This window comes from Longitalea arenae (genome assembly GCF_016924755.1).
In the GTDB taxonomy this organism is placed as follows: Bacteria; Bacteroidota; Bacteroidia; order Chitinophagales; family Chitinophagaceae; genus Niastella; species Niastella arenae.
The window spans coordinates 140140-153428 of the sequence record NZ_JAFFJX010000005.1 but is presented as its reverse complement, the minus strand read 5'-3'; the positions used below and the strand labels follow the sequence as shown (position 1 = coordinate 153428).

Here is a 13289-nt window from a genome sequence, read left to right as displayed (position 1 = left end):
CCGGCGAAACACGAATCCTGCCAGGGCGGGGCAAGCGCTGATTGGCGGAGGCTTCTCTCCTACTGGCTGACGCTTTAATTTGACCGGCGATGTCAATTTCTGACTGGTTGAAGCAATCCTTTGGTTGGAGTTGTCAAATGCCGAATAGGCGGAGGCCATATATTTGATAGTAATGTCAAATACCAACGAATTCCGGTCATTCAACGGTTTGCGCTAAGACAAACGGAACAGTACCGCACTATCGTTACTTTCTTATTCCATCAAAACCTCTTGACAATTTTCAAAAACGTTGATCTAAAAAGAACTATTTGTACAAAATCAGACCACATTAGACCAGATCAGACCACACTCAATGTTACGCCATTTGGATTGCACAGAGGTAGCAAGTTATATTTGTATTGAACGAAACAAACTGTGCCATATAACCGATCGATATGAATAAGCGAAGAAAGCGACGTAATTAAACAAACGCGATAAAGACGCCAAAACGAAATAAGATGGCCAAATTGGCCAAAATGGCCACCATGTATACAGATTTCATCCGGGCACCCTACATTTGACTTGTCAATCGATTGAACGAATAAACAATGATGTATAACCAAACAGAGGTATACTTACAATTGACCAGGTTCATTACCGTTCCCGCTCCAAAGATGAAGTAGCAGCTTGCAACCGGTAACCATTGCAACTGCCAACCGCCCAAGCGGAAACCAGGATGCGATGGACGCAAATGCAACTCCCATTTGTAATAAGTACAATTGACCCAACAAGTGCATCCCAATAAACCGGGGTTCATTTGTCTCACCAGGCTTCACCTGCCTGGGCACACTTTCATTGGCCAATGAAGGGGTAAAGGCTCTTTTTTGTAGCACTGTTCGAAACAAGTATTCTTAACTCTTTAAACTTCTGGTTTATGAAACTCAGGATCAAGCGTTCGCATAGAAAATGCAGCGATACTTATCTGCTTAAGATATGTAACCGCGTAAAGGAAAGCCTTAAAGGGAATTCTTATTTCCCCGATCCAAAACCTGCATTAGCAGACGTGGAGAAGGCTTTTCAAGACTTTCAAATGGCTGTATCAATAGCAGGCAGGAACGACAGAACCCTGTCATCCGCAAAAAACGACAAAAAAGCCCTGTTGAGCGGGATGATGGATAATCTGGCCGACTATATTACAGCAACCAGTAACGGGGATAATACCATGCTATTAAGCAGTGGGTTCGATCTTAGCGGCACAAAAACCGTATCACAGATACTTGCTCCTATCGAGCAATTGGATGTAGAGATCGGCCCACCGGGGCAGGCAACTACCCGTATTAAAAAGGTGACCGGCGCCAAGGCATACATTCACGAATGTACGCCCGACCCGATCACCGCTGATAGCAAATGGACAAGTGAAACCATTACTGAAAGCGAGAACACTTTCACCAACCTGAGGTCTATCGCTAAATACTGGTTCCGCGTGATCGCTATCGGCAAGGGTAAACAAGCGGTATACTCCGGACTTGTTTCGAGGGTGATCCAGTAAGGTGAGCCCACTCGAGCAGCAGTGATGCCATTTCTTTAGGATCCTGCATAGCCAACCAACAACCGGCTCTTCTGCAGAGAGCTGGTTGTTTTTTATTGTACATTACTGATGCTGAAAAATCGTATTTAGCATCCAACTATAAGCCAGGCAGCTGCTCCCGGAAACATGTCAGTCGTTTGGTAAATCGTGCGTCCAAAGTGAATATATCTAGCTGTGTACCTACAGCACCAGTACCGTTGCTCCGGTTGTTTCCCTGGCTTCCAGCCGCCGGTGCGCTTCTATCACTTCGGTCAGCGGTAAGCGCGTATGGATAGGAATTTTTACAGCGCCGCTTGCAACAACTTCAAAAAGCTCCCTGCTCATGGCAAGCACATCTTCCCGTTTTGCCAGGTGATCGAACAACAATTGCCAGGTGGCGTATACGGAGCCTTTCTTCATCAACAGCATAATATCGAACGGCTCAATGGCGCCTGAAGCAGAACCATAACTAACAAAATAACCGAAAGGGCGAAGACAATCGAGCGAAGAAGGAAAAGTTGCTTTGCCAATGCCGTCATAAATGACATGACAGCCTTCGCCATTCGTAATTTCCTTCACCCGTTTGGCAAAATCTTCCTTCCGATAATCGATCACAAAATCACAGCCATTCTTTAAAGCCAGCTCCGCTTTTTCCGGCGAACCTGTTGTTCCAATCACAATAGCGCCCAGATGTTTCGCCCATTGCGTAAGAATAAGCCCTACCCCGCCCGCCGCCGCATGAATGAGAACAGTATGCCCTGCTTTCACGGGGAAAGTGCGCCGAAGCAGGTATTGTGCCGTAAGTCCCTTCAGGAGCATAGCAGCGCCCGTTTCAAAATCAATGGCATCGGGAAGCTGAACCATATAGTGGGCCGGCACAATGCTTTCTTCCGCATAAGCCCCCAGCGTCATGACATACGCTACTCTGTCTCCTGGTACAAAATCTGTTACACCTTCTCCCACGGCCACCACTATGCCAGCCCCTTCATTGCCCGGGATGAATGGCAGCGCCGGTGGCGTATACACACCGCTGCGGAAATAAATGTCAACGAAGTTCAGTCCTACCGCCCTGTTACGCACACGTACTTCACCCGGACCGGGTTCACCGATAGAAACTTTTTCATAAGTCAGCGCAGCAGGCCCTCCATGTTGGTGAACACGGACGGCATTTATCATTGCAGATCCGGCTGCCCGAGACGTTTTTTCAGTTACATGCATAGTCAAATATTTCTCGTCAAAATTAACAGCGCCCCGAAGGCCCAAACAGGTATAATAAAAGGTTTGTTCTGTAATTTTACAGGTTATGAAACAAAAAATGTTACAACGACCCTTTGAGTTGTATGTGTCGGATATGGAAGAGTGGCAATCGCGACCGTTGATCTATCATTTTTTTGAGATCGTGCAAATTCTCGAAGGTGAAGGGGTGCGGGTGGTAAACCGCAATCGTTTCCCCTATAGTAAGGGCAGCATTTTCCTGTTTACGCCACTCGATTGCCGCGGCTTTGAAATGCAATCACCTACGCGGTTTTGCTCCATCCGGTTTTCAGAAGTGTTTCTAAGCAAATGCAAAAATGCGCAGGACCGTGAACATATATCATCATGGCTAAGGCAGCTGGAACATATTTTTTACCATCATAACCGTTTTGAGCGGGTATTGATCAAAGAATCAGCCGACTGCCAAATGATTGCTGCTTTGCTCAACAATATGGTGCAGGAGTATGACAGAAAACAATCTTATTATGAAGAGAACCTGCAGCATTTTATAACTATGGTGCTGAATATAATTGCCCGCAATGTGGCCGATGGAAAGTTAACGGCGAACGAGGATCCCGAACCGGAACCACTCATCAACCGGATGTTATTACATGTGCATGCAAACATTAATGATCCCGATAAACTACGTATCCCATACCTCGCAAAAGCATTTAATCTGTCGGCTACCTATGTGGGTGAATATTTCAGAAAGCTTACAGGTGAAAGTTTGCAACAGTATATAAGCCAATATAAGATACAATTGGTGCAGCACCGGCTGGCGAACAGTACGCTTACCGTAAGCCAGATCGCCGATGAACTCGGTTTTACCGACGAAAGCCATTTGAACAAACAGTTCAGGAAGCACAGCGGCGGTGTTAGTCCGCTCGAATACCGGAAGAATAGCAAGCGGGTATCACAAAATGTTAATTAATTTAAACCGCCGCTTCCCTTGTATAAATTAAGCGGCTTATCGAGCTTCACTTTTAATACAGTTACATACTTATCTGCAACAGATGCGGGTACATCAATATAAACCAGTCCCGGCACAGGGCTCCAGGAAATTTTTCCCACTACTTTCGATTGCAACTTTGCTCCACTGCCCAATACAGTCACTTCTTCCACTTTGTTTTTAAGACCCTTGATCATTACCGGACCATTCATTTTTCCGTGCAGGAACAAGTATAAGGTTGTGGAATCTTTTGAAAGCGTTGAAGGGCCATAAAAATGTCCCTGAGGCAACCCTCCTACTGTATTGAAAATGGCTTCGCCATGTTTATTGTTCCATGCGCCCAATTCCTTCAAAATATTAACCTGTTCATCCGGAATGGTGCCATCTTCTTTAGGACCTATATCGAGCAGCAGGTTACCTCCGTTTGCGACAGCGTCTACAAAAATGGTGATTATCTCATAAGGAGTTTTCCAGTTGTTGTCATGGTGGAAACCCCAGTTGTCGTTACTGGTCATGCAAAGTTCCCACCAGTGATAGTTAGGGCGTGTAACCGGAAAATTCTGTTCGGGCGTTTCATAATCGCCATAGCCCTGGAGCCGACCGTTGATTATAGCTTTGGGATTAGCTGACAGAATGATGGATCTTACTTTCTGTGATTCCCATTCTTCAGCACTATGTTCCCAATCTCCATCAAACCACCAGAGATCAGGATTGAACATAGTGGCTATCTCGTTGATCTGACCCTGAAAAAAATTACGGAAGCGGTTCCAGCGATCATAATCTTTCGATATTACATACCGGGCACTGTCTTTCAGAAAGGCGGGATAATTATAATCGCTCCAGTCGATAAGCGAATAGTAGGCTCCGCATTTGATGTTGTGTTTCCGTAACTCTTCAAACAAGGGTTTGATCATATCCCGTTTTGCCGGTGTTTTTTTTACAATACTGAGAGCGTTCATGCGGGTATCGTACATAGCCACCCCATCGTGGTGTTTGGTGGTAACAACAGCATACCGGGCGCCGCTTTCATGGATGAGGTTAGCCCAAAAAGCAGGATCGTATTTTTTTAACGTGAAGCCGTTTAGTTGCTTCATGTAATCTGCATAGCTGATCTTCTTGTTATAAAAGCTCCAGGACTCATCAATGCCATTAACTGCATAAATTCCGGCATGAATGAAGATGCCCAGCTTGGCATCGGCAAACCACTGCATCTTTTCACGAATTTCTTTGGGATCGATATTTTTTTGGCTAAAAACTGCCGGGGCAAAAGCAAACAGCCCAAGGGCAAGCAATAGGGGCATTTTCTTCATTGCGTAAATATAAGGCCGGGATCCGTGCGTTCATGAGTGCATTCAAAATGCAAACGGTTGCGTGAAAAAAAATGGGTTTTCGGTGCTGTTTCGAGTCCACACAAATTGTCGCACAAATGGGCCGAGTCCTATAACAGGGATAATTTCAATACCGCTTGGGCGAGAAATTGCCATAGCTTTAATAAATGACAGGTCCTTACAATTACCTTCACATGATCGGGCCAAATTCGTTGAGACGGTGGAGACGGAACTTATGTCATTGCATGAGGGTAACTTTGCGCGTTATTGGATAACGCCTGCTGAGTTCAAAAGGTGGAAAGATGTATGGGATATTTCAGTGTAAAAAGCTGCTCTATCCGGTGCTCAACCTATTGCTTGGCCTAGCAACGATCGATGCCGATCAAGGTTAGTTCTCTAACGCAAAAAAGGCATTCTTTACGAACGCCTTTTTCAACTCGTGAACCGGAATGGTACGGTTTTATCTAATAATATGCTTCGGCAAATCATAGATCTGCTCACAACAAATCTGCTCCATTACCTGCTGCAATTGTGTTTTCAGCATAGCGATCACATGGTTACCACCCTCATCGCCAAGTGCGGCCACACTGTACATAAACGACCGGCCCATAAAGGTAAAATCGGCGCCACTGGCCATTACCCGCGCTACATCCGGACCTGAACGCAGCCCACTATCCATCATAATTTTTATTTTTCCTTTATAGCGATCGATGATCGGGTGCATCGATTTTATAGCCGACTGGCCCGCATCAAGCTGCCTGCCGCCGTGATTAGAGACTATGATGCCATCTACGCCCAACTTAATGCACATTTCGGTATCGGCTTCGGTGGCAATTCCTTTAACTACAATTTTTCCTTTCCATTTATCACGAATGGGTGCTATTTTATCGGCATTCAGCCTGCCGGCAAAGGTGCGATTCATGAAAAGCCCGAGCTGTTTCATATTTAGTCCTTTCGGCATATAGGGCTTCAGTGTGGCAAAATTAGGTGTACCATATTTTAATGTTTTTAATGCCCACTCCGGCCGCGTCATGATCTGAAGAATATTACTCAGGGTCATCCTGGGCGGCATGGCCAACCCGTTTCGAATATCTCTTGGTCTGAACCCGAACGATGGCACATCACTCAGCAACACCAGCACGGGATATTGAGCGGCTTCGAGCCGCTTTAAAATGTCATCGCGTACTGCATCTTCGGCAGGATGATACAACTGGTACCAGGCCCGGCCTTCCGTTATCTGGCTGATGGTTTCAATATCGGCCGTAGTAACTGTGCTCAGTATAAAGGGGATATTATGGTCTTTTGCGGCCCTGGCAAGGATCTGCGGCGAATTGGGCCAGATGAGCCCCTGCAGCCCAACAGGCGCAATACCAAAGGGAGCATCGTATACATGACCAAACAATTCGGTTTGAAGGCTCGACCCTTTGTGTTTGCTCAAATAATATGGGGCCAGTTCCACCTCTCTGATCTCTGCCGTATTTTTATGCAGATTCACATCTTCATTACATCCTCCATCGAGGTATTCAAAGGCAAATTTTGGGATCTTTCTTCTGGCTTTGTTGCGCAGATCTTCAATGGAAGGATAACTGGTGTTATACCTAACTACTGGAACTTGTTTACTCATCGACTGTTTGATTTCAAATGCGTAAAAATAGTCCATTTGTTGAAGAGGGCATCCTGCTCTATAGGCATTCTGTTATGTTCGATTAGTAGTGCCTGCAATCGAAAATGAACAGTACAATGTATCGAAAACGGACAACAATTGAATTTGAATTATTAATAATGAAATGATTTGCAGCAGATTGTGAAAGGGATCAGTACTTGCAGCCGGTAAGGGGCCATTAACTACTCAATGAATATTATGATAAAGAATTATCTGAAAATAGCCTTGCGTAACATGGTTGCCAACAAGCTTTTCACTTCACTTAATATAGCCGGACTAAGTATCGGAATGTATGTCTGTATTACGCTGTTTGCCTGCATTTCCTACGAACTGAGTTTTGACCGCATGTACAAAAACGCAGCAAATATCTACCGGGTAAACATGCAGGCTACCGCACAATACAATTACCAGGTATGGGCGCAGGTACCCAACGCAGTTGGACCTGCAATTGTTCAATCCGTTCCGCAGGTACAATCCATGACCAGGCTTATCAAACATGATTTTGGCGCCAAAGTCTCGATAAAAACCGACAACCGGAACTTCACGGAAAAGCGATTGTACATGGCCGACTCAACGGTTTTTAAGATGTTCGATATCAAATTTAATGAGGGCAGCGCACAATCGGCGTTTGCACAACCTAATTCAATAGTTATTTCACAATCAGCCAGGGAAAGATTGTATGGTAAAGAACCGGCGTCAGGAAAGATCATTTACGTAAATAATCATGACACCATGTATGTTTCGGGTGTTTATGCCGATCTGCCGGCTAATAGCACCATTGATTGCGACATGATCTATCACATCATGGATTCATGGGCCGGCAAAGATGTTTATTGGAGCAATGCCAGTTATGAAACTTACTGTCAGTTGCAAGCTGGCGCAGATGTAAAGCAGGTACAGGCATTGGCCACAAGTCTTATAGATAAAAGCGTAGAAAAAGAAGATAAATATTTTACCAATTTCATATTTCAGCCACTTTCCGATATTCACCTGTATTCTGCAGATATACGTGAAGGCTATTCCAGCAGAATGGGCAATATCAGCACAGTAAAAGCATTGCTGTTTTTATCGATGCTGGTATTGATCATTGCTTGTATTAATTACATGAACCTGGCGACTGCACGCTCACAAAAACGGGCAAAGGGAATAGGCGTTAACAAAGTTTTAGGCGCAGATAAACGCCATTTGCTTGCCCTTCTTTATGCAGAAACGGCTTTACTTTCATTGATTGCCATTGTTATTGGCTATATCCTGGCTTTTGCAGCTCAACCAATATTCCAAAATATCACAGGTATTGTTGTCAATCGTTCAGTCTTATTCTCCACCCCTATTATATTAAGCTTACTGGCAACATGGTTAATGGTAACCATCATTGCCGGAAGTTATCCTGCTTATTCTATGTCGCGCATTTCGCCGCTTGTTTTAATGAACAAACTGAAGTTAAAACACGCTGTGGCGGACTTCATCCGCCGGTTGCTGGTGGTATTTCAGTTTGCATCTTCCATTATCCTCATTATCTCGGTCATTGTCATCCTTCAGCAGATAAACTATATCATGAATAAAGACCTGGGATATAATCCGGAAGGCGTAGTTGCTGTTAACATAAAAGCAGCACAAAATAAGCAACAGGTTGCTGCCCTTACGAATGATCTATACGGGATGGCCGGCGTTGAAGGTATTTCGGCAGTTCAATCCATTCCCGGTGATGTGGAAAGCAGCAGAAGCATCAGAAAACTATCCACAGATAAGGAGGGCTTACCCGTGAAAACCTGCAATACAGATGGTTCAATAGTAAAGACCCTGCAACTGAAGTTACTGGCAGGAAGTTCGTTGCCTTTAACCCTTGCTGCGAGCGATACCAGTTGTTATATATTGATCAACGAAACCGTGCTGAAATACCTTGGTTACAAAACTCCCCAGGATGCCGTTGGGAAATATGTTCACACCGAAATGCTTGATAAATCTATCATTGTCGGGGTGGTAAAGGATTTTAACTACCAGTCGCTCAAAAACGAGGTAGGTGGCTATGTTTATTATGCCATGAATAAAGCACCGGAAGCGAAGAGAACCTTGTTGATCCGGTACAACTCCCAACAGTTACCCCATTTTATTGAGCAGATGCAGGAGCTGTTTAAAGCAGATATGCCAAATGCAAGCTTTGACTATGAATTTCTGGATAGTCATATCCAGAACCTGTATGCGTCTGAACAGCATACAGCAAGAACAGCTACCGTGTTTTCGATCTTAGCCATATTCGTGGCCTGCTTAGGATTGTTTGGATTAACTGCTTTTATGGCCGAGCAAAGAAAAAAAGAAATAGGCATCCGCAAAGTGCTGGGCGCGAGTGTAGCTGGCATTACGAGATTGATAACGGGCGATTTTCTTAAACTGGTGCTCATTTCCATCCTCATTGCTTCCCCCATTGCCTGGTATCTCATGAATAAATGGCTCATGTCATTCAGCTACAGGATCCATGTAAGTGCGTGGGCATTTGTTATTGCAGGTATAACGGCTGTTGTGTTTGCATTGCTTACCATTAGCTCGCATGCCATAAAAGCGGCGGTGGCCAACCCGGTAAACAGTCTGAGAAGTGAATAAATTTTCAACTGGTTTGTAAAAGATCCATGCTGCAACATAGCCACTGTCAAGTGTCAATTTTTTTTCGTCGGTTTTCACTGGTCTGAGGGAATCAATTAACTTAGAGCCCCAGAAAACAATGACGTTTAATAAAACAATGTATGAGCAGCTCAAATGACAAAGTATCGCACAATGTATATTTTGATGGAAAAGTGCAAAGCCTTGGTATGGAAACAGATAAAGGGCCAGCAACAGTTGGCGTTATGAAAAAGGGGAATTATGTATTTAACACCACTTCTCTTGAAACTATGGTAGTTATTTCCGGCGACATGAGCACAAAGCTGAGCGGCGGCGACTGGCTCACGCACAAGCAAGGTGATAGTTTTGAAATAGCCGCAAACACATCATTTGAAGTAATGTGTGCTACGGATGTAGCCTATATCTGTTACTATAGCTGAAAAATACTGCTACTGGCCAAGCCTTATTACGGAATGAAAAAATACCGCATCTATGATAACAGGGCTGCCCCGGGTTGGAGCAGCCCTTCGTCATTTGTACAGCCTACTGCTGCCGCTGAAACCGTAAAGCCAGTGACACCGGTACCCTGTCTTCCAGCAACTCGTCTTTCACAAGTGCCAATACACTGCCTGACTTGTAAGTGATGCCCCATTTCGTACGGTCTATTGTAAGCGACGCTTTGGCAACAATATCATTCCCATTTTTGACGATCGTGGCCGGAAAATGGATCTCTTTTGTAATGGCCCGCAAGGTCAGCTGCCCGGTAATATCATAAGAAGAATCGCTGGAGCCTTTAATTGCTTTGGTTAATTGAAACGTGCCCCTGGGATGCTTCTTCACATCAAAGAAGTCGGGGTCTTTCAGATGCGATACCAGCCCGTTATCGCTGCTAGTGTCTTTTTTGTCGGTAGTGGTAATTGTATTCATATCGAGTTCAAAATAGCCCCCTGCAATATTGCCGTCGGCATCGAAAGCCAGGTTGCCCGCCAGGGGTTTGATATAGCCCTGATGACCATTTCTTCCCATTACATGCATACCTTTCCAATTGATAAAACTTTCTGGTATAACAAGGGAATAACCCACTACACTTCCCACCGGGGAGGAAAGCGCCGGCAATGCAATAGCCGGTGCAGGGGCGGTAGCCGCCGTTGAACGATCCCGGCAGGCGACGGCACCGGTCAGGCACAGAGGTAAGCAAACGAACAATAAGATTGACCGCATAAGATGTTGATTTATGTGATGATGAAAGCGGAAAAAAGAAACCCGCGTTGTTGATACAAACCTATAATGTCCATTTGCTGGAGTGGTAAAAGCCTAGTAAAAACTTTGTAAACGAATGTAAAATCTGGCTGGCGCCACCGGAGCTCGCAGGGAATGCTGTAATTTTAGGTATGAGCTGGAAAGCCTTGCTGGCAATAGGCACCGCCGTTATAGTCATCGTTTGCTGGAATGCCATCCGTGGCGGGGCTGCACTGCCCACTACAGATCAGGCGACTGAAAAGCTGGTGATCCGGCAGATCGGTCACCAATTACTGTTACAGGCCGGCGATTCCTCCTCCCGCATCCTCCCTGTGGAGGAAAGGGCGAACAAGGAATACCTGATCCGGTTTGCGGCGCCTTTTACCTTTTTGACCGATACATTAGTGGCTACTGTGCGCCGGGTCGTAGCGGCTAACGGCCTTCCCTCCAGTTACCTCGTGGAGGTGATCCGTTGCGCCCCTTCGGCCGAAGTGGTCTATGGATTCCGGATATATAAAAACAGTGCCCGCGATATAGTACCCTGCCTGGGTCGCCGGCAGGAAAAATCCTGTTACAATATCCGGATCAGGTTTACAGAAACCGAAGCTGCCGGCACCTACCCGTTTTCAAAGGGCCTGCTGGCAGGTAGCCTGATGGCTATTCTGGTAAGTTTATTATTCCGCGCATTGTATATAAGAAAAAGAAGAACTGCCGACAGGCAAGGCAATATGCCAGCCCTGGAAGCCTCAACCGGGATAACGATGGATGGTGCGGGACCGCAAAACATTCAACCAGATCTGCCATCGGATGAAGTTATACAGGAAGTTCCGGCGTCATCAGGCATTGCTATTGGTAACCTCCTTTTCCTGCGGGAAAGTCAGCAACTGGTAGCTGGTTCTTCCATCATTCTGCTCACAGCCAAAGAAGCCAAACTGTTACACGTATTTGCCAATGCCCAGCAGGAATTGATTGATCGTGACAAGTTGATGAAAGAAGTGTGGGAAGATGAAGGCGTCATCGTTGGCCGGAGCCTGGATATGTTCGTCTCGAAATTGCGGAAAAAGTTGCAGGCGGATCCGCGCATAAGCATCCTGAATGAGCATGGCAAAGGGTATAAGCTGGTCATTGGTCAAAAGGCGGGCTGAGTATCGTCAGGCTCCCCCATTTGCCCGGACGAAGCAAATCGTTGACCCTGGTCAAAAAAATACTGGTAGCAGATGCATGATCAACACCTGCCTATATTACTTTTTTTTCTTTTCTTTCTTGTCACTCTCTTTTTCTTTATTTTCTTTACCATCAAATATGCGACCTAAAAGTCCCTTCTTTTCTTCCTTTTTATCAACAGTATTCAGGTTCACCGAATTCTCAAGGGAAGGGAACAATGCCTGGATAAAAGCATTGCGCAGCAACTGGCCAATAATGGACCATAGATTGACATCCGGATTATCAATATTGCCAGTAAAAGATGCCCGGGTGGCAATCTGGTCTTTCGGTTTGTTGTTCAAAAGCCATGCGACGGCGCCAACGACCGATTCCCAGGCAAGTTTGCCCAGGTTGTCCTTATCCTCTTTCCAACTTACTACTTTCAGGTCTTTTATGATCGGTTTCACATAACCTGTAATTTTTTTATCTTTTGCAGCAGCCTCACAGTACATGCTGATGGTTCCTTTTTCTGCATCGAAATTTCCGTAAGCCTGGAGAAAGTCATTTAGTTTGGTTATGTTCAACGTGGTAAGGCGGGCATTCATATCAAAAGTGGGTTCAGGCGCGAGGGGATCGATCTTCATGGCCAGTTTGGCCTCTCCGTCATAAACGGCGGCAGAGGCTGTTACGGTTGAAGGAAGTTTTTCCTTTACATGTTTTGCATTAGTCAGGTTCAGCGCCGTTACCTGTAAGTTGGTCGCCTTGATATTTACTTTAGGATTACTATGAAAATCCTTAAAATGAATTTCTCCGTCATTGATCGTGAACCGGTTCAGTTTGAAAGGGATTAATTTATCTACCACCACCGTCCAGTCCTTGTCAATATCCGTTTGAGAAGTCGCGGCGCTCGGTCCTTTCACGAAATTGAGTACAGGCCGGTTCACATCTATTTCAGCTACGATCCGTCCATTAAACAGAGCCTTCCATTCAACCGAAAGATCGATGACCTCTGCTTTAAAAAACGGTACCGGCACCTTTCCACTTTTTTTATCGAGATGGATCGATTTAATCGTGTACGCACCTCGGTATAGAGCCACATCAATATCATCAACATGCCCTGTGTAACCATCAATGAGCGTGAGTTGCCGGTTCACATACTTCAACAGAAAATAAGGAAGCACGAGGTGCAGGGCAACCAGCAATACCAATATACTGCCCAGGATTATGAACAGTTTCCGCCTTTTTCGTGATTTTTGGGGAGTGTTTGCCATGGTGGGTGGTTTTTCATTAACAGGTCTTAGCGGTTTACCAAAAACTACTTTCAAAGCCTGTGCCGGGCAGTTACAAGGAGCAATTAGGAAGCAACCAGAGATCAGCAGCCAATTGCAGCATTCTATAAATAAGGCATTTGTAAAATCCCGGGAACACCAGGGGCAGCAAGGGAGCAAGGGCCATTCAACAGGCGATAGCTGTAATACGTATATTGGACGATGATTCCCGTGCATGAGCCACGGCTGACTGATTGAACTTCTTGATCCGTAGTCAAATGCTCTTGTACGGGCATAAAAAAAG

General features: G+C 45.3%; 10 protein-coding genes. 5 read left to right on the top strand and 5 right to left on the bottom strand.

The genetic code is table 11. The features are described 5' to 3' along the window. The first annotated feature begins 913 nt into the window (after nucleotides 1–913). The gene (locus JT717_RS13350; protein WP_205510981.1) at nucleotides 914–1528 is read left to right on the top strand and encodes a hypothetical protein; all 615 of its coding nucleotides are present in this window, start codon (nucleotides 914–916) and stop codon (nucleotides 1526–1528) included. A gap of 219 nt (nucleotides 1529–1747) precedes the next feature. Here the strand turns inward: JT717_RS13350 and JT717_RS13345 are convergent, their stop codons facing one another. Then, nucleotides 1748–2764: a quinone oxidoreductase family protein gene (locus JT717_RS13345; protein WP_205510980.1), complete on the bottom strand. Its 1017-nt coding sequence runs from the start codon at nucleotides 2762–2764 to the stop codon at nucleotides 1748–1750. An 85-nt stretch (nucleotides 2765–2849) separates the two neighbouring features. On the opposite strand from JT717_RS13345, the gene JT717_RS13340 reads away from it, so the two are divergent. Next, on the top strand, nucleotides 2850–3731 hold the full coding sequence (locus JT717_RS13340) for an AraC family transcriptional regulator (RefSeq protein ID WP_205510979.1): 882 nt from the start codon (nucleotides 2850–2852) through the stop codon (nucleotides 3729–3731). Here the strand turns inward: JT717_RS13340 and JT717_RS13335 are convergent. After that, on the bottom strand, nucleotides 3728–5059 hold the full coding sequence (locus JT717_RS13335) for an alpha-L-fucosidase (RefSeq protein ID WP_205510978.1): 1332 nt from the start codon (nucleotides 5057–5059) through the stop codon (nucleotides 3728–3730). The genes JT717_RS13340 and JT717_RS13335 overlap by 4 nt on opposite strands. 478 nt (nucleotides 5060–5537) lie before the next feature. Further along, nucleotides 5538–6701, bottom strand: coding sequence for an alpha-hydroxy acid oxidase (locus JT717_RS13330; protein ID WP_205510977.1), 1164 nt, complete (start codon nucleotides 6699–6701; stop codon nucleotides 5538–5540). Nucleotides 6702–6938: 237 nt separating this feature from the next. On the opposite strand from JT717_RS13330, the gene JT717_RS13325 reads away from it, so the two are divergent. Next, entirely contained in the window at nucleotides 6939–9338 is a 2400-nt protein-coding gene (locus JT717_RS13325) for an ABC transporter permease (RefSeq protein WP_205510976.1), read from the top strand. Between the two features lie 140 nt (nucleotides 9339–9478). Further along, nucleotides 9479–9775: a pyrimidine/purine nucleoside phosphorylase gene (gene ppnP / locus JT717_RS13320; RefSeq protein WP_205510975.1), complete on the top strand. Its 297-nt coding sequence runs from the start codon at nucleotides 9479–9481 to the stop codon at nucleotides 9773–9775. 103 nt (nucleotides 9776–9878) lie between these two features. Here the strand turns inward: ppnP and JT717_RS13315 are convergent, their stop codons facing one another. Beyond that, nucleotides 9879–10556 carry a YceI family protein gene (locus JT717_RS13315; protein ID WP_205510974.1) on the bottom strand — a complete coding sequence of 226 codons (678 nt, stop codon included), beginning with the start codon at nucleotides 10554–10556 and terminating at the stop codon, nucleotides 9879–9881. 170 nt (nucleotides 10557–10726) lie between these two features. On the opposite strand from JT717_RS13315, the gene JT717_RS13310 reads away from it, so the two are divergent. Then, complete coding sequence (locus JT717_RS13310) at nucleotides 10727–11719, top strand: winged helix-turn-helix domain-containing protein (protein ID WP_205510973.1); 993 nt, start codon at nucleotides 10727–10729, stop codon at nucleotides 11717–11719. Between the two features lie 96 nt (nucleotides 11720–11815). Here JT717_RS13310 and JT717_RS13305 read toward each other — a convergent pair whose 3' ends face one another. After that, entirely contained in the window at nucleotides 11816–12988 is a 1173-nt protein-coding gene (locus tag JT717_RS13305; protein WP_205510972.1) for a DUF748 domain-containing protein, read from the bottom strand. Between the last annotated feature and the right edge of the window lie 301 nt (nucleotides 12989–13289).